Here is a 21,310-nt window from a genome sequence, read left to right as displayed (position 1 = left end):
TGGATTCTAATGAATGCATTAGCTGGACTAATTCATATGCAACTGGATTCATCGATGCTCGGCGCACTGCGGTGTTTCGAAGCGGCGGCGCGAATGCTGAGTTTTACGCAGGCATCGCGGTCGCTGAACCTCACGCAAAGTGCCGTGAGCCAACAGATTCGCCATCTGGAGGAGCGGCTTGGGTATCGGCTGTTCGTTCGGCAAGCGCGGAGTCTGAAGCTCACCGACAAAGGGGAGGCGCTGTTTGAGGTCACCACACGCGCATTGGGCGACATTCAGGCGGCGTTACAGAGGCTCGGGCTTTCGAATACCCCGTTGCAGGTGAGTTGCCTGCCGTCCTTTGCGCTGCAATGGCTGATGCCGCGCCTGACGGAATTCCACCGGCAGGAACCTGACGTCTCCGTGCGACTGCGGGCCGAGTTTCAAAGTGTGGACCGGCAGTCCATGCGTGTGGAAGACATTGACGTCGCGGTGCGTTATGACCCGACGACATACTCGGAAGTCCAGGCCGACGTGTTGCTCGACGAGTATCTGGTGGCCGTCGCAACGCCCGAGTATCTGGCGGCGCATCCGGGGCTGGCGGACGGCGCCTCACTGGAGGGGGTGGTGTTCCTGCACGACGCGTCGCCGTGGGTCGGCGCGGCCGAATTCGTCGAGTGGCGAACGTGGATGCAGGTGAATCGCCCTGATGAGCCGCGTCATATCGACGGGCCACAATTCAATCTGTCGAGCCTTGCGCTGGCGGCGGCGCTGAGTCACCAAGGTATCGCCATGGGGCGCACGGCGCTTGTCTGCGACGATATTCGGAGCGGCCGTCTGGTTGCGATCATGGGCAAGCCGGTGAAGGCGCCTGCGAGATACGTGCTGCTCTCTCGCGACCCTCATGAGCGCCGGACGGCGATTTTCTCCGAGTGGATCAAGCGGGAGTGCCATCGCTTCGACATCGACCGGCGTCGCTTGCTCGAAGACTGAGCGCGGCCATCGCGGCAACGTGTCTCATCGAATCGGGCCGGACACCGTTTAGGTGTCCGGCCTTTTCACCGCTCTGGAGCACTCAAACGAGGGACTACACGTCTCGCGAAGACGTTGAGGCTTAGAACTTGTGACGCAGACCCGTCACGACAGCGGTTTGGGCCTTGGTGCTCGACGCACCGCCAGCCCCGTTGATCGAAGCGGCCGTGGCGTCGCCAGCCGCCTTCTGATAGACGCCGACCAGATACACGTCGGTGCGACGCGAGAGCAGGTAGTCGACGGCGGCGTTGACCTGATGGTACTTCGGCTTCAGGTCGGCGAGCGTCGTGCTGCGTGTGCTGGCGTCGGTATACGTGTACGACAGGCCGAGCAGCAGTGTCGGCGACAGGTTATACGTGCCGTTGATTTCATAGTTCGACACGCGCGCGCCGGTGCCGCTCACGTACTTGAGCTGCGTGTTGCTGTACACGAGGCCGACCGTTGCCGGGCCGAAGTTGTAGCTGCCGCCGGTGGCGAACACGCGTTGCTTGTCGACGCCGTAGGTCGTCGCGCCAATCTTCGCCGAGTAGAAGTCGCCGCTGTAGTCGCCGGCCACCGAGCCGCTGGTGTTGGTGCTGTTCGGCGAGCTGACGTCGAGGTAGCCGATACCGAACTTGATCGGGCCGTTGGCGTAGCCGGCACCCACGCTGAAGGCGCGGTTGTTGGCGAAGCCCGTGCCGCCGGCACCATTGTTCGCCTGATTCGAGAAGCCATACAGGCCGCCGAACGAGAAGCCCGCGTAGTTGGCGCTCGTGTACTTGACCGAGTTGTTGATGCGGAACGAGTTGTACAGGTTGTCCACATCGCCCACGTGCGCGCCGAGCTTCGTCGCGAACAGCTTGGCTGCCGTCACGCCGCTCACGAAGTCGACCACGGAGTCGTATTGACGGCCGATGGTCACGCTGCCGAGCGACTTGCTCGACAGACCGACGAATGCCTGACGGCCGAATTCACGGCTGCCCTGACCGAGTGCGCCGTTCGTGAGGTTGAAGCCGTTTTCCAGCGTGAAGACGGCCGACAGACCGCCGCCCAGATCTTCCGATCCCTTCAGGCCCCAACGGTTGCCCGACTGCAGACCGTCAGCCGTGGTGAAGTTCTTGCTGCCACCGACATTGCTCACGTATGCGACACCGCCATCGAGAATGCCGTACAGCGTCACGTTGCTTTGCGCCTGCGCGGTGCCTGCGGCAGCCGCGGCGATAGCGCCACACAGTGCGGCAGCCAATTGCGTCTTCTTCATCGGTCTATTCCTCTTTCGATAACTTATGAGTTGATGCGAACCCGCCGCCTGTAGAGTGGCGCCCCGTGGGTTCGGGCCGAACTATATCGAACGAAGTTTCAAATACATAGGTGTATTAACGAAATTGGCGTGCGGGTGTAGGGACGATGCAACGCATCGGAATGCTCTGCCGCGAATGCCGTGAATTTCATTTTGATGACACATGCGAGCCCTATAACGACCAATGCGCGCGAGGGCCGGCCGTGCATGTCGCCGGCAAGGCGACCATGAGCGGCCATGAGCGGCCATGAGCGGCCATGAGCGGCGCGCACCCTGATAGCACCGCAGCAACCCGGTGCCGATCTGCCGCCAAAGGCTCGGCAACGTTGCAAAAGTTCGATTCGTCATAAAATTCGTCAATTAGACGATTACATACGTTTTTTCGACGAATTGACGCTACATTTCATCAGGCACCCTCCCTAGAATTGATGTCGTGGCGCTTGCATCAATGCCGATGGGTTCCCCCCGGGGCATAACGCAAGCCATATTGTTCGACGTCTTGGTTCGGGGAAAAACATGAAAAAGATCGCTTTGCTTGGCGCGGGACATATCGGCCAGACCATCGCACGCCTGCTGCACGACAGTGGCGACTATCGGGTGACGGTTTTCGACCGCAACGCGCGAGCGTCTGCGGTGGTGCATGAGTACGCCGATGCGTTCGTCGAGCTGACCGACAGCGACACGGGCGCGCTACAGCGGGCCGTTGCGGGCCACGACGCTGTGGTCAACGCGCTGCCCTACACCATGGCGACGAGCGCCGCGACGGCCGCCGTGGCGGCCGGCTGTCACTATTTCGATCTGACCGAGGACGTGGCCGCGACCCATGCCATCCAGCAACTCGCCGAAGGGGCGTCGACGGCGCTGATGCCGCAATGTGGCCTGGCGCCCGGCTTCATCGCTATCGCGGCCCATCATCTGGCGGCGGCGTTCGATCAGGTCGACTCCATCAAGATGCGCGTCGGCGCGTTGCCGGCGTTCCCGACCAACTCGCTGAAGTACAACCTGACGTGGAGCGTCGACGGGCTCATCAATGAGTACTGCCAACCGTGCGAAGCGATCCGCGACGGTATCAGACTGACTGTGCAGCCGCTGGAGGATCTGGAGCACTTCTCGCTCGACGGCGTGGAGTACGAGGCGTTCAACACGTCGGGCGGGCTGGGCACGCTGTGCGAGACACTCAGCGGGCATGTGCGAGATCTCGACTACAAGTCGGTGCGCTACCCGGGCCACGGGGCGTTGATGAAGGTATTGCTCAACGAACTGCGGCTCAAGGACGATCAGGAAACGCTCAAGACGATGCTCAGACGGGCGGTGCCGAGCACCTTGCAGGATGTGGTGCTCATCTTCGTTGTCGTGAGTGGCCTTCGCAGCGGGGTACTGACGCAGGAGGTCTTTGCACGGAAGATTTTCGCGGAACGCAACAACGGACACAGTGCCAGCGCGATCCAGATCACGACGGCGTCGGCCATCTGTGCCGCAGTCGACATGTTTTTCGCCGGACAGTTACCGCAACGCGGCTTCGTGCGTCAGGAGCAGATCGCGCTGCCGGATTTTCTTGCCAATCGGTTTGGTCAGGTCTACGCGCATTCGACGCGTATCGAATCCCTCTCCTGAAGCAAGAGAGGGGCGTCCCTCAAAAAAAGCACGACGGCCCGGCTTATCTGCGGTTCACCCCCCGCAATCACCGGGCCGTCGTTGAGGAAAACGTCAGAAGCGATGCTGGATGCCCGCCGTGACACCGATCTGCGTGTCTGCCGCGCCGGTCAGGTCGCGGGACAGGCTTACCTTCTGGCCGTGCTTCGCGAACGCGTAGCCGCCCGACAGATACAACGCCGTGCGCTTGGACATGGCGTACTGGGCTCGCAGCGAGATGAGCGTCGGGTCTGCGTCGCCCGCGTCCTTGATGTCCTGGTGGTAGACGGCGCCGTACAGGGTAAAGGCCGGCGTGAAGTCGTACGACATGCCGAGCCAGTACATATCGCTGCGCAGCGATGCGGTGCTCGCCGTCACGAAGGTCTTCTTGTAGTTGCGATAACCCGCCATCACCTTCGCACCGCCGAAGCGGTAGCTCGCCCCGGCGTGGATGCCCTGGATGTAGTCGGTCGTGTCGGCCGGCGCCACGCTGCTGCCCGCGCCGTTCTGACGGTCGTACGTGGCCACGACGGCCAGCGGGCCGTTCTCGTAGCCGATGGCGAAGTCGTATTTCGAGGCCGTCTTCATGCTGCCGGGCACGTTGCCGAAGCCGTACATTGCGCCCAGCTTCAGTCCGTTGAATTCACCGTCATAACGCACGGCATTGGCCGAACGTGAGAACAGGCCGTCCTTGCGGCCGCCGGTGGCGGTCGAGCTGGTGGCCCACGAGTAATTCGGGGCGTAACCCATCGGATCGAACGGGAGCATGTAGTCGTACGTCGTGGTGAACGTGCGGCCGATCGTGACCTGACCCCATTGCTTGTGCACCAGACCCACCGTGGCGCGACGGTCGAAGATGGCGCCCGGACCATCGTCGAACTGGCCGTTCACCATGTTGATGCCGCTCTCGAGGTTGAACACGGCCTTGAGATCGCCGCCGAGGTCTTCCGTGCCCTTGAAGCCGAAGCGCGAGGTGTTCTTGCCGCCCGAAATCGCGCGCGCGGTGCCGCCGTTCTCGCCGGCATGGTTCACGTATTCCACCCCGGCGTCGACGATCCCGTAGATCGTCACATTCGACTGCGCGTGCGCCTGGCCGGCCAACGCGAGCGCACCGAGTGTGCCGATGGCGCTCAGGGCGGCCAGACCGATACTGCTTCGTTTCATTGCTGTCTCCTCTCTTTTGTTTCTCGTGGTGTGCGCGGGAGAGCGCCCGCGCGTCGCATGAAAAGCGTGGCTGGCCTTACGCGTTCGATTGCGCGAATGCCCAGCAGTCGTTCGCCGGAAACTCCACCCAGTGATGGCCCGGTTGGCGCGGCACGTGACCGAACGCCCGGAAGCGCAGCGAGCCGCAATGGAACAGGTATTCCCAGCGATCGCCGAGGTACATCGACGTGACGAGTTGTGCATTCACACGGTTGTGGCCCGGACCATCGGCCACCTGCACACGCTCCAGACGAATGACGGCTTGCGCGTCCTGCCCCGGTGCGAGGGCGTCGCGTGCGCGCGCTTGCAGGGCAAAACCCTCGCCCGCGAGCGTGACGAGATCGCCATCGACGGCGCTGACGGTCGCGTCGATGCGGTTGTTGCTGCCCATGAACTCCGCCGTGTAGAGCGAGCGCGGCGAGCCATAGAGTTCGGCCGGCGTGCCTTCCTGCTCGATGCGTCCGTTGCGCAGCAGCAGAATCCGGTCCGACATCGCCATCGCTTCGGTTTGGTCGTGCGTCACGCACAGGGCGGACAGCCCCAGCGAGACGATCAGCTCGCGCAGCCAGGCGCGTGCTTCTTCGCGCAGTTTGGCGTCGAGGTTCGAGAGCGGCTCGTCGAGCAGGATGACGGGCGGGTTGTAGACCAGCGCGCGCGCAATGGCCACACGCTGCTGCTGACCGCCGGAGAGCTGGAACGGGTAGCGCTCGGCAAGATGACCGAGGCCGAGCTGGTCGAGCGCCTTCTGCACGCGCTCGCGCCGCTGTGCTGCGTCGACCTTGCGCAGCTTCAGGCCGTAGCCGACGTTGTCCGCCACCGTGCGGTGCGGCCATAGCGCGTACGACTGGAACACCAGCCCGAGCGAGCGTTGTTCGACGGGGCAGTCAATGCCCTTGCCGCCATCGAAGAAGACCTGGTCGTCCAGCGTGATGCGGCCCTCGGACGGTTGTTCAAGCCCGGCGACCGCGCGCAGCAAGGTGGTCTTGCCGCTACCCGATGCGCCGAGCAGGCACACGACTTCACCGGCCTTGAGTTCGAACGACACCCCCTTGAGGATGGGGTTGGTGCCGTAGCTCAGGAAGAGGTTGTCGACGATGAGCTTATCCATGCAATTTGACTCCGAAGCGCAACGCCACGCCCAGACCGGCGCCGACCATCGCGATGTTGATGACAGAGAGCGCCGCGACCTGATCGACCGCGCCGGTCGCCCACAGCGACACGAGCAGCGAGCCGATGACCTCCGTGCCCGGCGAGAGCAGATAAACGGCTGTGGAGTACTCGCGCTCGAAGATCATGAAAATCAGCAGCCATGCCGCGAGCAGACCGAAACGCACGAGCGGCAGCGTCACGTCGAGGCTCACGCGGCTGCGCGTGGCGCCCACGCTGCGCCCGGCCTCTTCCAGCTCGGGGCCGACTTGCAGCAGCGCGCTCTGGATGAGGCGCATGCCGTAGGCGAGCCACACCACCGTGTAGGCCACCCAGATGCTCCACATCGAGTTCTTGAGTTCGCGCAGACCCGGCACGAACAGGAAGATCCACAGGAACGCCAGACCGGCGAGCAACCCCGGCACGGCACGCGGCAGCAGCACGAGATAGTCGAGCAGCTTCGCGGCCCAGTCGTTGCGGCGATGGCCGGCAAAGGCCACGAGCGAGTAGAAGCCGACCGCCATCGCACCGCCGATCACGCCGATGCCCAGCGTGTTGAGAATGGCGCGCACGAGGTTGTCCTGCTCGAAGAGTTCGGTGAAGTTCGCGAGCGTGAGCACTTCGCTCAACGCCACGCCTTCGCCCCAATGCGTGACGAACGCGCGCAGCACGATGCCGGAGATCGGCACGAACACCGTCACGAGCAGCCATGCCGCAACGATCGCCAGCGCGATCCAGCGCCACACCCCCAGCGGCAGCACCGTCTGACGGCCCGCCTTGCCTTTCACCGTGACGTATTTGTTCGCGCGCTTGAGCAGGTGGCGTTGCAGCAGCACGAGCGGGAACGTGATCGCCACGATGCACATCGCGACGGCGGCCATCAGGTGATACGACGGCACCCCGAGTTTGTTGGTGAGCTTGTAGAGGTAAGTCGCCAGCACGAGGTGGCCCTCCGGGTCGCCCAGCACCAGCGGCAGGCCGAAGACCTCGAAGCCGAGGAAGAACACGAGCACGCCGGCGAAGAGCAGGGCGGGCATGGTCATCGGAAGACTCACGTCGAGCGCCACGCGGAACGGTCGCGCACCGGCCACACGCGCAGCTTCTTCCACATCGGAACCGAGATTGCGCAGTGCGGCCGACGAGTACAGGTAGACGTGCGGCACGTGCGTGAGGCCGACAATCACCGTGATGGCGAAGATCGAGTAGATCGACCACGGAGCGTCGAGGCCCGTGAGTTCGCGGAACCACACGGAGTAGAAGCCCACAGGGCCGGCCGCCACGACGTAGCCGAAGGCGAGCACCATCGGCGAGACGAACACCGGCGTGAGCAGCAGCGGCTCGAGCCAGCGGCGGCCCGGCAGGTCGGTGCGCACCATCAGGAAGGCAAGAATGCCGCCGAGCGGGATCGAGATGAACAGCATCCCGAACGCGATGATGAAAGAGTGCTTCGCCGCCGACCAGAAGTCGGGGTCGGAGAAGATGAACCGATAGCCGTCGATACCGAACGTGCGGCTGGCATCGAAGAACGGTGACGAGAGCAGGCTTTGCACAACGATGAACGACAGCGGCAGCAGCACGGCAATCGCGAGCACGGCGATGACCAGCCAGCGCGAGGTGGCCGCGAGCGCGCGCCAGGGCGGCGCAACGTGGGGTGCCGCACCGGCGGGGGGGCGGCCGGGAGGCACCGCAGAGCGGTTAGCGGTAGAAGACGACAGCATGAGGGTCTCCCTGCACCCCGCGGGGCGCATATCGAGAAAGGCTTGGGGAGAGGCGGACCGCTCGCGCAGCCGCCGGACTTAAGGGTGTTACGGGTGAAGCGATCACGACGGGGCGCGGCGGCCCCGAGGTGTTACGTCAACGAGAGGGCGTGTTCTGTGGCGCGCCGCTCAACGCTTGATCGACTGTTGCCAGCGCTTGAGGAATTCAAGACGCTTGGCCTGATCCAGATAAACGAGCAAGCCCGCACCGATCGGAATCGGCTTGAGCGCCGAGCCGAGTTGCTGCGTGAGGTTCGCCATCGACGTCTCGCCGTCGACATCCGCACGGATCGAGAACAGATTGGCCTGATTGGCGAGCAAGGTCTGGCCGCGCTTCGAAAGCAGATAGTCGACCCAGAGCTTGGCGGCGTTCGAATTCTTGGCCTTCTTCGAGATCGTGACCAGACGGCTCACCACTTGCGTGTAATCGCGCGGGTAGACGTAACCGATGGACGGATCTTTCTTTGCCTTGGCGAATGCGTACGAGCCGAGGATGTTGTAGCCGATCAGATTCTCGCCCGACGAAATGCGCTCCATCATCGCGCCCGTGCTCGATTGCAGCTTCGGATTGAGCGCGCCCATGGCGCCAACGAGTTCCCACGTCACTTCCGGGTTCACGCGCGCGTCCTGTGTCAGGTAGTTGAAGCCCACGCCCGACTTTTCGATGTCGTACGTCGTGACCTTGCCCTTGAACTTGGCCGGGTTGGCTTGCAGCAGCTTGATCAGCTCCATGCGCGTTTGCGGCACTTCGTTCGCTGGCAGCAGGCGCTTGTTGTAGACGATGGCGAGCGGCTCGTAAGTCGTGCCGTAAGCCTGCTTCTGGTATTGCGCCCATTGCGGGATGTGCGCGGATTCGGGCGACTCGTAGTTCGCCATCATGCCGTCGTTCACCAGCTTGACCTGAAGGTCCATCGCGGAACTCCAGAGCACGTCGGCGCTGGTGCTGTTCGCGGCGTTCTCGCTGATATAGCGGTTGTACAGCTCGGTGCTGTTCATGTCGTTGTACTCGACCTTCACGCCGTACAGCGACTCGAAATCCTTGATGAGCGGGCGCACGAGCGCCGTATCGGTCACCGAGTACACGATCAGTTTGCCTTCCTTTTTGGCGGCGTCGACGGTGGCCTGATAGTTCGCCGGATAGCCGGCCGGCACCTGTGCGTGTGCAGCGGGCATGGCGGCGGCGAAGAGCGCAGCGGTCGCGACCATCGCGCCGAGCGATTTCTGTTGCTTCATGTCATCCTCCGGAAGACCCCTTGAACGGGGTTTGTCGTTTTCGCGTGGCGCATGTTAAGTTGCCGAAACTTTCAAATCGCTTTCGATTTCGTGTCGAAGCCGATCCGAACCCCCTTTTTCGGGTCATGGATTTCCCTAGTTCTCATGCGCATCTTGCTTGTCGAAGACAATCCGAGTCTGGCCAAATCGCTCTCAGAGGCGCTGACGCAGGCAAATTTCGCCGTCGATTGCATGCACGACGGCGAGGCGGCGGATCACGTATTGCGCACGCAGGAGTACTCGCTCGTGATTCTCGATCTCGGGCTGCCGCGTCTCGACGGTCTCGAAATCCTGCGTCGCTTGCGTGCGCGTCGCAACCGGGTGCCCGTGCTGATTCTCACGGCACATGGCTCGCTCGAAGACCGCGTGAAAGGCCTGAATCTCGGGGCCGACGATTATCTTTCAAAACCGTTCGAACTCGATGAATTGGAAGCTCGCGCCCGCGCGTTGATCCGTCGCGCGCAGCATCATGAGAGCGCCAATGTGGCTTGCGGGCCGTTGGTGTTCGATGGCGTGGAGCGCAGTTTTCGCCTTGACGGCGAACTGCTCGCACTCACCAAGCGAGAGCGGGCCGTGCTCGAAGTGCTGATCCTGCGCGGCGGACGTGCGATCAACAAAGAAGCGCTCTCGGAGAAGCTCTTCGGTATCGACGAATCGGTCAATCCGGACGCCATCGAGATCTACGTCCATCGCTTGAGAAAGAAGCTCGAAGGCAGTCGCGTGGCGATCGTGACACTGCGCGGGCTGGGCTATCTGCTCGAAGAAAAGCCCGACGCACCGCCGGCCGCCTGATCCGCACGCCCCCTTCCGCCTCGCTTTCCGTCACCCATGCCGCAACCGAATCTTCGACGCCAACTGGCGCTCTGGCTGCTGTTCCCGCTGCTCGGATTGCTCGCGCTCGACACGTGGCTGACTTATCAGCGCGCGATGAGCGCAGCCAATTCGGCGTTCGACCGGTCGTTGGAATTTTCGATCAAGTCGATTCGCGAGGGCACGCAACTGATCGATGGCGAGGTGCAGGTCAACCTGCCGTATCTCGCGCTGGAGATGTTCGAGTCGGATCGTGGCGGCAAGATCTATTACGTGATTCGCGAGGATGGCGGCCGCGCCGTGACCGGCTATCACGACCTGCCGATGCCGCCCAAACGGCTCGCGCCCGATCCGTATCACACCGCGTTCTATGACGCCGAGTATCGCGGCGAGACGCTGCGTATGGGCGCGCTGCGCCTGCCGGTGCATGATGTGCCCAATGCGCAGACGCGTGCCGTGTGGATCGTGGTGGGCGAGACGACGGAATCGCGTCGCGAACTGGCGCGGCAGATTCTGACAGGCGCGCTGCAGCAGGAGGTGCTGCTGGTCGTGCTCGCGCTGGCCATCGTCTGGCTGGGGGTGACGCGCGGTTTGCGTCCGCTCAACCGGCTCTCTGCGAAGGTCGCCGCGCGCGGCGAAGGCGACACGACACCCCTCGACAATGTCGATTTGCCGACCGAGGTCAAACCACTTGTCGAGTCCATCAACCAATACGTGGGACGTGTCGGGCGGATGCAGGCGTCGCGGCAGCGCTTCTTTGCCGACGCGGCGCATCAATTGAAGACGCCGCTCGCCATCATCCAGGCCGAGTCGGAGCTCACACTGCGCGAGTCGCTCAGCGCGCCGGCGCGCGAACGCGTCGAACGGCTCAATCACGCGGTGAAGCAGGCGGCAAAGAGCGTTCGGCAGTTGCTATCGCTGTCGCGTCTGGAGGCCGAAGGCGGTCCGCCCGTCGCGATGGCGCCGTTGCCTCTGGACGACGTGGCGCGCAGCGTTGCCCTCGACTGGTCGCCGGTGGCACGCTCACGGCATATCGATCTGGGATTCGAGCACGACGGGCCGGTGCCGGTGCTGGCACAACGGGAATTGCTGGCCGAGTTGTGCGGCAATCTCATCGATAACGCGATTCGCTATGCCGGCGACGGGGCGATCATCACCGTGCGCACCTCGCGTGAGGGCGACGCGGCGGTGCTTCAGGTGACCGATAACGGCCCGGGCATTCCCGCCCACGAACGTGAGGCCGTGTTCGAGCGCTTCTATCGCCGGGAGCACCACGGCTCGGCGCCGCAGGCAGCCGATGGGTCCGGACTCGGGCTTGCCATCGTCAGAGAGATTGCTCGCATGCATCGGGCCGACGTATCGCTTGGCGAAGCGCCGGGCGGCGGGCTCGAGGTCACCGTGCGATTCCCGGCCAGTGAGGGAGATTAAACAGGTGGGGGAGGAATTTTCGGATTTCCGCATTTTGATAGATGAAATTTCCATGAATTCCCCTGTCGGCGGGTGATTCTGCAAGCCTTTTCTCACCTCTGCCGCGTAGGATCGATGCACTTATTTATTCGGGGCCGATCATGCGCGAGAGAGAACCACTCCATTACTTCGACTACGCAGCCACCACGCCGGCAGACGCGGCCGTCATTGCTGCGATGTCCGACTGTCTCGGCGTGGATGGCGTCTTCGGCAACCCGGCGTCGAGTTCGCACGCGGCGGGTGTAAGCGCACGGCGTCTCGTGGAGCGCTCGCGCGCGCAGGTCGCAGCACTCATCGGTGCCGACGCGGCCCAGATCGTATGGACATCCGGCGCCACCGAGTCGAACAATCTGGCGCTCAAAGGGTATGCCGAACTGGGGCAGGCGCGCGCGCACATGATGACGAGCGTGCTCGAGCACAAGGCGATTCTCGACACGATGGGGTATCTGGAAAAGCGTGGCGTGCCCGTGACGTATCTGACGCCGTCGGCCACCGGCGAGATCACTGCCGACGCCGTGGCAGCGGCCCTGCGCCCCGATACGGGGTTGGTGTCGCTGATGCTGGTCAACAACGAACTCGGCACGCTGACCGACGTTGCGGCCATCGCCAAGGTTGTACATGCCGCGGGGGCATTGCTGCACGTCGATGCCGCGCAGGCGCTTGGCAAGACGCCGATCGACGTCAAGGCGATGGGCATCGATATGCTGTCGATGTCGGCACACAAGGTGTATGGACCCAAGGGGATTGGCGCGCTGTACGTCAATAAGGAAGTCATGCCGCGCATCGCTGCGCAAATGCATGGTGGCGGTCACGAGCGCGGCTTGCGCTCCGGCACGTTGGCGACGCATCAGATCGTGGGTATGGGAACCGCCTGCGAACTGGCCATGCAAGCGATGACCACGGACAACGCGCGCATCGCCAGGCTGAGCCGCCGCCTGCTCGACGGTGTGCTGGGGCTCGATGGCGTGGTACACAACGCTGCGCATGCGCAACGCATTCCGCACACGTTGAGCCTGACGGTGCGGCATCCGGGCTTCTTCACGTTCATGCTCAACGGCAATCTGGCGGTGTCGTCGACGTCGGCCTGCAACTCGGCCTCGGGGCAGCCTTCGCATGTGCTGAGCGCCATCGGTCTCGATGGCGAAGCCGCGAGCCGCACCGTGCGCGTGAGCCTCGGGCGCTTTACCGAGGAAGCCTCGATCGACTTCGCGATCGCGTGCTTCGAGCGCGTCGTCTGTCAGTGCCGGGCGTTGGCCGCCTGAGGCCACGTTTGCCGCTTGCAACCCTCAACGGCATGAGTGAGGCGGAGGTGGAGAGGAAGAAGGGATAGGCTGGCGCCGTTCATCTGTCGCAAGTTGACGAATATTCAATGCGCCGAATGCCGATGCGTGCGTTGGGTCGTCTTGTATTATGCTTTGAACGACTTGCGACATTGCTGACTCCTAGTCTCTTCTTCTCCCCACCCACCTTCATGTCGGAGGTATGTATGAGTCAAGAGAAAGAACGTCCGGACGCCGGATCGACGACCGGTGCAGGCGCACCGGCGGCAAGCGACCGGAATACGTTGTCGGTCGGGGCGGACGGCCCGCTGCTGCTTCACGACGTTCACTTCATCGAGCAAATGGCGCACTTCAATCGGGAGAAGGTGCCCGAGCGTCAACCCCACGCCAAAGGTGCCGGCGCTTTCGGCGTATTCGAAACTACCGAAGATGTCAGCCGTTACACCAAGGCGTCGCTGTTCAGGAAGGGCGCCAAGGTGGAAATGCTGGCGCGTTTCTCTACGGTCGCAGGCGAATCCGGCAGTCCCGACACCTGGCGCGACGTACGCGGCTTCTCCCTCAAGTTCTATACCGACGAAGGCAACTATGATCTCGTCGGCAACAACACACCGGTCTTCTTCGTGCGCGACCCGATGAAGTTTCCGCACTTCATTCGCAGCCAGAAGCGTCTGCCGGATTCAGGGCTGCGCGACAATCACATGCAATGGGATTTCTGGACGAACAATCCGGAGTCGGCGCATCAGGTGACGTATCTGATGGGCGATCGTGGTCTGCCGCGCACCTGGCGGCATATGAACGGCTATGGTTCGCACACCTACATGTGGATCAATGCGAGCGGCGAGAAATTCTGGGTGAAGTATCACTTCCATACCGAGCAGGGCATGGAATTCTTCACCAACGCCGAAGCCGCGACGATGTCGGGGCAGGACGCAGACTTCCACCGCCGCGATCTGTTCGACGCCATCGCTCGTGGTGAGCATCCGAGCTGGATCCTGTCGGTGCAGGTCATGCCGTATGCCGACGCGAAGGCGTACCGCTTCAATCCGTTCGATCTGACGAAGACGTGGTCGCACAAGGACTATCCGCTGATCAAGGTGGGCAAGATGACGCTCAACCGCAATCCGGAGAACTTCTTCGCGCAGATCGAGCAGGCGGCGTTCTCGCCGGGCAATACCGTGCCCGGCATCGGCCTGTCGCCCGACAAGATGTTGCTCGGACGCGCCTTCGCATACAACGACGCGCAGCGCAATCGCATCGGAACGAACTTCCATCAACTGCCGGTCAATCGCCCGAAGGTGCCGGTGCAGTCGTATATGTTCGATGGTCACATGACATTCGAGCACAGCGGCAATGCGCCCACCTATGTGCCGAACAGCGGCGGTCGTCCGTATGCCGATCAGACGGGGCCGGCAGAGGATGGCTGGGCGTCGGATGGCGACATGGTGCGCAGTGCCTACACGCTGCACAAAGACGACGACGACTTCTCGCAACCGGGCGATCTCGTGCGTCATGTGTTCGACGACGCAGCACGTGCGCGTCTGGTCGAAACCGTGTCGGGGGCGTTGCTTGCCGGGGTGCATAGCCCGGTGCTCGAGCGGGCCTTCGATTACTGGAAGCAGATCGACAAGGATGTCGGCGCACGTATCGAGCAGGCCGTGAAGCACGCGAAGCAGTAGGCGTTTCATCGCCTCGGTTTCAATAGCGGCGGGTCGCGATGTCAGGCATCGCACCCGCCGTTTTCGTCGGGAGAGCGCCAGCGTCAAGTTTGGCGAGGCGCCGGTCCGGTTCGGCATTTCAGCGCAAATGATGTCACGCATTGTGAGTGCGCGCGCTTCCTGATAGCATGGCAACTGCTTCACGGAGATGGCATACCTCCGGCGGTCGTTTCGCAAACCGCCCCTCCCCGGGGCTGATGATGCCTGCAAGATCCTGGCGTGCCGGGAGGTTGCGGGCTATGCGTGCGAGCGTTTCTTTCGTTCCCTTCGGCTCCCGATTCCCTTCCGGCAGTGTTCAGGCAATTTGTCGACGACGTCGCTCGTCCCGATGTTTGAAACCATGAAGATGTTTCACGATTCCCCGTTGCGTGACCTGTTCGGCGTGTTGCCGCGCGCAGCCCGTGTCAGTGCGCTGGCGGCACTCGTCGGCGTGATGGCCGGCAGTGCTTCGGCGCTGTTGCTCGTAGCGCTCGATCTCGCGACCGATACCCGCTTGATGCACCCGTGGCTGCTTTGGTTGCTGCCCGTGGCCGGCTTCGCAGTCGGCTGGCTCTACCTGCGGCTCGGCGCGAGTGTCGAGGCCGGCAATAATCTGCTGATCGACGAGATTCACGATCCGCAACGCGTCGTCCCTTTGCGCATGGCGCCGCTGGTGCTCTTCGGTACGGTCGTCACGCATTTGTTCGGCGGGTCTGCCGGACGCGAAGGCACTGCCGTGCAAATGGGCGGTGCACTGGCCGATCAGCTCACGCACGTCTTCCGCCTGTCCGGCGAGCAGCGTCGCGTGCTGCTGATGTCGGGCATTGCCGCGGGCTTCGCCTCGGTGTTCGGCACGCCGCTCGCGGGCGCCATCTTCGGTCTGGAAGTGCTCGCCATCGGGCGGCTGCGTTATGACGCCCTGTTGCCGTGCCTCGTCGCGGCGCTCGTTGGCGATGCCGTCACGCGTGCCTGGGGGGTGCATCACACCGCTTACACGATCGCTCCCGGCATGTTTGCCGCGTCGATGTCGCTCTCTGGCGCGCTTAGTGCCGCCGCCGCCGGGGTGCTCTGCGGGTTGGCCGGCATGGCCTTTGCGCAGGCGGCACATTCGACATCGGCCTTCATGAAGCGGCGCATCGCCTACGCGCCGTTGCGGCCGGTCGTGGGGGGCGTGCTGGTCGCCGTCGCCGCCACGGCGCTAGGCACGCCGCAGTACCTCGGCCTGGGCATTCCGACCATCGTCGACGCGTTTCATACGTCGCTGCCTTGGTACGATTTCCTCGGCAAGGCGCTCTTCACGGTCGTTACGCTCGGCTCCGGGTTCAAGGGCGGAGAAGTCACGCCGTTGTTCTACATCGGCGCGACGCTGGGCAACGCGCTCTCGCATGTGCTGACGTTGCCCGCCGCAGTGCTTGCGGGCATCGGCTTTGTCGCGGTGTTTGCCGGCGCAGCCAACACACCCATCGCCTCGACGTTGATGGCCATCGAGATCTTCGGCCCGCAGATCGGCGGCTATGCCGCGATAGCGTGCGTTCTGGCTTATCTGTGTTCGGGACACACGGGGATCTATCGTGCGCAGCGCGTCGGACATGGCAAGCATGGCGTCGTGCCGGAAGGAACGCGGCTTGCCGATCTGCCCGCGTGGCGCAAGTCGCTCGGGGCCGGTCATCGCGCCACCGACGACACACGTCACCACTAAAACGCGCCGCGAGCCAGATCCGCGAGGGTGCGCTGAAAGGCCGACGCATTCTTCATGCCCTGATCCTCATGATTCGTATTGAAGAGGACGTGCGTATCGTCAGCCAGTGCAGCGATGCGTTGGACGCGGGCCGAAATGTCGATCAATTCGCTCGCGCTGTACTCGTAGACGAAGCGCCCGGATGAGGCAACGACTCCCTGGCGGTTCCACGCGGCGGCGTTGCGGCCGTGCAGACGCACAACACACAGGTCGTCGCGCGTTGTCGCCCAGACGGCGGGCACCGTGTTGTCGAATCCGCCCGGACTGTCGACCACGGTGTGTGCCGCGCCCGTTTCCCGCAGCATGGCGAGCGTGGCGGCCTCGCGCGACGGCGTATCGAACCAGCTGCGGTGACGAAACTCGATGGCGTGCCGTTCGCCATCCAATCGCCGCGCTGTCTCGAAGACGAGCGCCCGGCCCGCCTTGTCGTTGCGTATGCGCGGCGAGAACTGGAAGTGAATCGCCGTCAGTTGCCCGCTCTGACGCAGCGGCTCGACGGCTTCGAGATAACGTCGCCAGAGTTCGTCGCGCAGTTCGGCCGGAATGTCATTCGATGCAATGGAGACCGCTTGCCGGGCTGCCTGCCCAGTACTCGCGCCAATGGCTTCGGCGATGTCGGGCGGAAACGCTGCGAGGGGCGTCGTATGACCCGTGAACGCGCGAAACGCCTTGATGTGAAAACGGAACGACGGCGGCGTGCGTTGTGTCCATCGCCATGCCACGGCGGCGTCGGGCAAGCGGTAATAGCTGCTGTCGACCTCGACCAGATCGAACGTCGAGGCGTAATGACGCAACCGGGCCTCGGGCGTATCGACGCCCGGCGGGTAGAACCGTCCGCACGCAATGAGCGTCGGGTCGGTCCACGACGAGGTGCCGGTGCGAATTGTCATGAGGCAGGTCGGTGGGCCATCGGCGGGGCGATGGCCGGGATTCGTCTCGATGTCGGAGGGGGGCTCGATGGACGTTGGCGCCATCGTTATAATGTACAAATATACAGTACTCAATGAGCGTAGCTGCGGGCAATGCCCCGCATTCTTGTGGTTCTCCCAGATCTCGCATGTCAGAACAGCCGACTGCCGCCGCCCGCGATCCGTGGGCCGAACTCAACGAACGCCAGCGCGAGGCCGTCGACCACGGTGTGGGTGATGGCGGCGCCCCGGGCGGCCCGTTGCTCGTCATTGCCGGGGCGGGCTCGGGCAAGACGAGCACCCTCGCCCATCGCGTGGCCAACCTGATTGTGCGCGGGGCCGACCCCAATCGCATTCTGCTGCTCACGTTCTCGCGACGCGCGGCGGGCGAAATGGAACGGCGAGTGGGTGCCGTGTTGCAGAAGGTGCTGGGTCTGGCGTCGTCGCAACCGCCGTCGCTGCCGTGGGCCGGAACGTTTCACGCCATCGGTGCGCGTCTCTTGCGCGACTTTGCAACGCGTATCGGCTTGTCGGAAGCGTTCACCATTCACGATCGCAGCGACGCCGAAGATCTGCTCGGCATTGCGCGTCACGAACTCGGTTTTTCCAACACGCAGTCGCGTTTCCCGCTCAAGGGCACGTGTCTGTCGATCTATTCGCGCGTGGTGAACAGTCAGCGACCGCTCGCCGAGGTGCTTGCGAAGTCCTTTCCGTGGTGCGCGCAATGGGAGGCGCAACTCAAGACGCTCTTCGGCGCCTATGTCGACGCCAAGCAAGCCCAGCACGTTCTCGATTACGACGACCTGTTGTTGTACTGGGCCGAAATGATGAGCGCACCGGAACTCGCGCGCGAGTTGGGTGAGCGCTTCGATCATGTCCTCGTCGACGAGTATCAGGACACCAACCGGTTGCAGGCGCAGATTTTGCTCGCAATGAAGCCCGATGGCCGCGGTCTGACGGTCGTCGGAGACGATGCGCAGTCCATCTATGCGTTTCGCGCGGCGACGATCCGCAACATTCTCGATTTCCCGGGCCAGTTCGCCGAGCCCGCACATGTGGTCACGCTCGAGCGTAACTACCGTTCGACGCAACCCATTCTCGATGCGTCCAATGCCGTGATCGCCGAGTCGAGCGAGCGCTACGCGAAGGCGCTGTGGACCGATCGCCGCTCGACGCGTCTGCCGCAGCTCGTCAACGTGAGCGACGAATCGGGGCAGGCGCGCTGGGTCGCCGATCAGGTGCTGGCGCAACGCGAGACAGGCACGCCGCTGAAGCAGCAGGCGGTGTTGTTCCGCACGGGCAGCCATAGTGCGGCGCTCGAGCTGGAGCTGACGCGTCGCAACATCCCGTTCGTGAAATTCGGGGGGTTGAAGTTTCTCGAGGCGGCGCACGTGAAGGACATGCTGTCGATCCTGCGTTGGGCGCACAACCCGGCCAGCCGCTTGTCGGGGTTTCGTGTGGCGCAGCTCGTGCCCGGCATCGGTCCGGTGAGCGCAACGCGTCTGCTCGACGCCATGGCGCAATCGGCCACGCCCGCGCAGGTGCTCGCGGACTTCAAGCCGCCGTCGGCCGCCGCAGCCGACTGGCGTGCGTTCGTTGACATCTTCATGGCGCTGCATGACACGCGTCTCGCTTGGCCGGCCGATGTCGATCTCGCGTTGCGCTGGTACGCGCCGCTGCTCACGCAGCGCTTCGATGATGCCGCCGTGCGTCAGGCCGATCTCGAACAACTCGCACGCATTGCCGGCACGTATGGCTCTCGCGAGACATTCCTGACCGAATTGACGCTCGATCCTCCCGATGCCACGAGTGCGCAATCCGGCGCGCCGTTGCTCGACGAGGACTATCTGATTCTGTCCACCATTCATAGTGCCAAAGGGCAGGAATGGCACTCGGTCTATGTGCTCAACGTGGTCGACGGATGCATTCCGTCGGACATGAGCACGGGCGATGACGCAGACGTCGAGGAAGAGCGACGGCTGTTGTATGTGGCCATGACACGCGCAAAGGCGTCGCTGCAACTGGTCGTGCCGCAGCGGTTCTACGTCCATCAGCAGACCGGTCTGGGAGATCGTCACGTTTATGGCACGCGCAGCCGTTTCGTTTCCGACAAGATGTTGCCGCTGTACGAGATGCTGCCGAAGCCGCGCGAGGGCGACGGCCCGCGCGGACCGGTGGGTGACGTGACCGTCCATATCGACGTGGCAAGGAAGCTCCGCAATGCGTGGTCCTGAAATCGTGCTGCGCAACGCGCGCGAGCCGGACGTGGCGGCGCTCACGTCGCTGCTCATGCAGACGTATTACACGACATGGGCGCCCATGCTGCGACCCGAGGCGGCGGCGGCGTTTGCCTCTGGCGAGCGCACGCAAGCCTACGTGCAGTCCCATTGGCACGAGTTCACGGTGGCGGTGCTGGGCGCGGACGGTGATCCGGTTGTCGGCATGGTGCACGTATTGGACGACTTCATCGACGCCTTGCATGTGGCGCCGTCGCAGCAGCGCCGGGGCATCGGTGCGTTGCTGCTGGCGCACGCCGAGGCGCACATGCGCGCGACGGGGCATCGCGTCGCCCGTCTCGAAACGGACACTTTCAACACGCAAAGCCGCGCGTTCTACGCCCGGCACGGTTACGCCGAGGTCGCGATGTATCCCGACGAGGAATGGGATAGCGGTTTTACGACCGTGTTGTTGACCAAGGCCCTCTGAGCGGTAAGATCTTTCGCCACGTTTCCGCTGTCAGGCGCGGAAATTTTTCAAAGTTGCCGTCGTTGGTGCATCAGGTATAGTCGCCGCATCGGCGGCGGGGCGTTGCGTAGCATGACTTGGCCTTACGTGGCGTGACGTACCGCCGCGATGCTGGTTCCATAGAGGTTTGATAACGACGCATGCAAGGGGACGCGAATGCAATGGCTGGTTGACCAAATGACGCTGCTGCCGACGGCGCTGTTGCTCGTCTGCATGGCGCTCGGCACGGCGCTGCTCGCCGTTGTCGTCGCCTGGCTTGCGCGCATCTGGTTGTTCGACCGGCTGGCCGATCCGTCTGAAGTTCGCGGCACGGTGGCCGATGTCGTTCATGGCAGTCTGCTCGCCTTCATTGTTTTCGTGCTCGCTCACGTGCTGACCGACGTGCGCGCTAACCTCGGTCATGCCGATGATCAGGCGTTGCATGAAGCGTCGGTGGTGAGGCGTCTGGATCGCGAACTCAAGGCGGTCGGAGATGCCGATGCGCAGGCGGCCCGCGTGCTGCTGCGCAGTTATGTGAAGTCTGCCGTGACCGACGAGTGGACGTCATTGAGCACGGCCGATCCCGATCTGTCGCCGGTCACGGAAGACGCCCTGACGGCGTTCGTCGGCGCTACGCGCCGTGTGGTCGCGAGGCACGAAGACAGCGCCAGTTCGATCCGTACGCTGCTCGACCGGCTGGAAGAGTCGCGGCAAGGACGCTTCGAGAACTCCACGAAAACGGTACCCGGTGTGTTCTGGTGGGTCATCTCGCTCTTCATGCTGGCGGCGATGGCAATGAACGGCCGGTATCCGGGCTCGTGGAAAGGCAATTTCATCATCGCGATCCACATGGGGGCGATCGGGATGGTGATCGCGTTGATCATCAATCTGGACGAGCCGTTCCGCGGCGTGTCGGGCATCTCGCCCGCGCCGCTGGCGAAGTCGGTAGGTATCGCAGTTCCGCGCTGACGCGGAACGTTCGCGAGCGCGTCTTGTGCCGGATCGAATCCGGTTGTCGTATGCAGGAGAAGAGAACGATGTTTTCGAATGTGCCAGCGCCATCGGCGGAATCCACGCCGGAAATCGAGGCGTTCCGCCCGGGTGTTTACCGTCACTACAAAGGCAATTGCTATCTCGCGCTGGGCATCGCCCGCGCCGACGAGACCGATGAACCGGTGGTCGTTTATACGCGACTCTATCCGCGTGAAGGGCTGCCTATGAGCACCCGCCTGCTGCGTATCTGGAATGAACCGGTGATGACGGACAGCGGGCCGATGCCACGCTTCACGTACATCGGTCACACGACACCGGCCACGTGAGCCATCACGCATCGCGCGTTTGTGAGCGACGCGCCCGAACGGCACGACTTGCCGGCATCCCGCCCATTTC

The 21,310-nt window shown here is 63.4% G+C and carries 16 protein-coding genes, 1 pseudogene and 1 riboswitch; of the genes and pseudogenes, 11 read left to right on the top strand and 6 right to left on the bottom strand.

Features of this window, described 5'->3' with window-relative positions:
- Positions 1-36 precede the first annotated feature (36 nt).
- Positions 37-972, top strand: coding sequence for a LysR substrate-binding domain-containing protein (locus tag PBR20603_RS02520; RefSeq protein WP_150557956.1), 936 nt, complete (start codon positions 37-39; stop codon positions 970-972).
- A gap of 121 nt (positions 973-1,093) precedes the next feature.
- Here PBR20603_RS02520 and PBR20603_RS02515 read toward each other — a convergent pair whose 3' ends face one another.
- Positions 1,094-2,251 (bottom strand): porin, encoded by a 1,158-nt coding sequence (locus tag PBR20603_RS02515; protein ID WP_150557955.1) that lies wholly within the window; start codon positions 2,249-2,251, stop codon positions 1,094-1,096.
- Positions 2,252-2,806: 555 nt separating this feature from the next.
- Between PBR20603_RS02515 and PBR20603_RS02510 the strand changes: the two genes are divergently transcribed.
- Positions 2,807-3,904 carry a saccharopine dehydrogenase family protein gene (locus tag PBR20603_RS02510; protein ID WP_150557954.1) on the top strand — a complete coding sequence of 366 codons (1,098 nt, stop codon included), beginning with the start codon at positions 2,807-2,809 and terminating at the stop codon, positions 3,902-3,904.
- Between the two features lie 93 nt (positions 3,905-3,997).
- On the opposite strand, the gene PBR20603_RS02505 is transcribed toward PBR20603_RS02510, so the two are convergent.
- From PBR20603_RS02505 to PBR20603_RS02490, 4 genes are all read right to left on the bottom strand, one after another.
- Entirely contained in the window at positions 3,998-5,086 is a 1,089-nt protein-coding gene (locus PBR20603_RS02505) for a porin (protein WP_150557953.1), read from the bottom strand.
- A 76-nt stretch (positions 5,087-5,162) separates the two neighbouring features.
- Positions 5,163-6,233 carry an ABC transporter ATP-binding protein gene (locus PBR20603_RS02500; protein WP_150557952.1) on the bottom strand — a complete coding sequence of 357 codons (1,071 nt, stop codon included), beginning with the start codon at positions 6,231-6,233 and terminating at the stop codon, positions 5,163-5,165.
- Positions 6,226-7,989, bottom strand: a complete 1,764-nt coding sequence (locus PBR20603_RS02495; RefSeq protein ID WP_150557951.1) for an ABC transporter permease — start codon at positions 7,987-7,989, stop codon at positions 6,226-6,228. Before PBR20603_RS02495 ends, PBR20603_RS02500 begins: the two co-directional genes overlap by 8 nt.
- 168 nt (positions 7,990-8,157) lie before the next feature.
- A complete protein-coding gene (locus tag PBR20603_RS02490) occupies positions 8,158-9,234 on the bottom strand; it encodes an ABC transporter substrate-binding protein (protein WP_246174383.1) in 1,077 nt (358 codons plus the stop codon).
- Positions 9,235-9,405: 171 nt separating this feature from the next.
- Between PBR20603_RS02490 and PBR20603_RS02485 the strand changes: the two genes are divergently transcribed.
- The 5 genes and pseudogenes from PBR20603_RS02485 to PBR20603_RS02465 all read left to right on the top strand — a co-directional run bounded on the left by PBR20603_RS02485 (position 9,406) and on the right by PBR20603_RS02465 (position 16,250).
- Complete coding sequence (locus PBR20603_RS02485; protein WP_150557949.1) at positions 9,406-10,092, top strand: response regulator; 687 nt, start codon at positions 9,406-9,408, stop codon at positions 10,090-10,092.
- A gap of 36 nt (positions 10,093-10,128) precedes the next feature.
- Positions 10,129-11,538: a sensor histidine kinase gene (locus PBR20603_RS02480; protein WP_150557948.1), complete on the top strand. Its 1,410-nt coding sequence runs from the start codon at positions 10,129-10,131 to the stop codon at positions 11,536-11,538.
- Between the two features lie 140 nt (positions 11,539-11,678).
- Positions 11,679-12,836 (top strand): annotated as a pseudogene (locus PBR20603_RS02475) (cysteine desulfurase family protein); the annotation flags it as partial.
- Positions 12,837-13,063: 227 nt separating this feature from the next.
- The gene (locus PBR20603_RS02470) at positions 13,064-14,533 is read left to right on the top strand and encodes a catalase (RefSeq protein WP_150557946.1); all 1,470 of its coding nucleotides are present in this window, start codon (positions 13,064-13,066) and stop codon (positions 14,531-14,533) included.
- 174 nt (positions 14,534-14,707) lie between these two features.
- Positions 14,708-14,786: riboswitch (Fluoride riboswitch) on the top strand.
- A gap of 126 nt (positions 14,787-14,912) precedes the next feature.
- Positions 14,913-16,250 carry a voltage-gated chloride channel family protein gene (locus PBR20603_RS02465; RefSeq protein ID WP_150557945.1) on the top strand — a complete coding sequence of 446 codons (1,338 nt, stop codon included), beginning with the start codon at positions 14,913-14,915 and terminating at the stop codon, positions 16,248-16,250.
- Here the strand turns inward: PBR20603_RS02465 and PBR20603_RS02460 are convergent.
- A complete protein-coding gene (locus PBR20603_RS02460) occupies positions 16,247-17,179 on the bottom strand; it encodes a DUF72 domain-containing protein (RefSeq protein ID WP_150557944.1) in 933 nt (310 codons plus the stop codon). The genes PBR20603_RS02465 and PBR20603_RS02460 overlap by 4 nt on opposite strands.
- Positions 17,180-17,346: 167 nt before the next feature.
- Between PBR20603_RS02460 and PBR20603_RS02455 the strand changes: the two genes are divergently transcribed.
- From PBR20603_RS02455 to PBR20603_RS02440, 4 genes are all read left to right on the top strand, one after another.
- On the top strand, positions 17,347-19,431 hold the full coding sequence (locus tag PBR20603_RS02455; RefSeq protein ID WP_150557943.1) for an ATP-dependent helicase: 2,085 nt from the start codon (positions 17,347-17,349) through the stop codon (positions 19,429-19,431).
- Entirely contained in the window at positions 19,418-19,903 is a 486-nt protein-coding gene (locus PBR20603_RS02450) for a GNAT family N-acetyltransferase (protein WP_150557942.1), read from the top strand. The genes PBR20603_RS02455 and PBR20603_RS02450 overlap by 14 nt, the downstream gene beginning before the upstream one ends.
- Before the next feature lie 195 nt (positions 19,904-20,098).
- Positions 20,099-20,890 carry a bestrophin-like domain gene (locus tag PBR20603_RS02445; protein ID WP_150557941.1) on the top strand — a complete coding sequence of 264 codons (792 nt, stop codon included), beginning with the start codon at positions 20,099-20,101 and terminating at the stop codon, positions 20,888-20,890.
- Between the two features lie 68 nt (positions 20,891-20,958).
- Positions 20,959-21,240 carry a DUF1653 domain-containing protein gene (locus PBR20603_RS02440; RefSeq protein WP_150557940.1) on the top strand — a complete coding sequence of 94 codons (282 nt, stop codon included), beginning with the start codon at positions 20,959-20,961 and terminating at the stop codon, positions 21,238-21,240.
- Positions 21,241-21,310: the final 70 nt, after the last annotated feature.

Source organism: Pandoraea bronchicola (assembly GCF_902459805.1).
Taxonomy (GTDB): domain Bacteria; phylum Pseudomonadota; class Gammaproteobacteria; order Burkholderiales; family Burkholderiaceae; genus Pandoraea; species Pandoraea bronchicola.
This window is presented reverse-complemented; position numbering and strand designations above follow the sequence as displayed.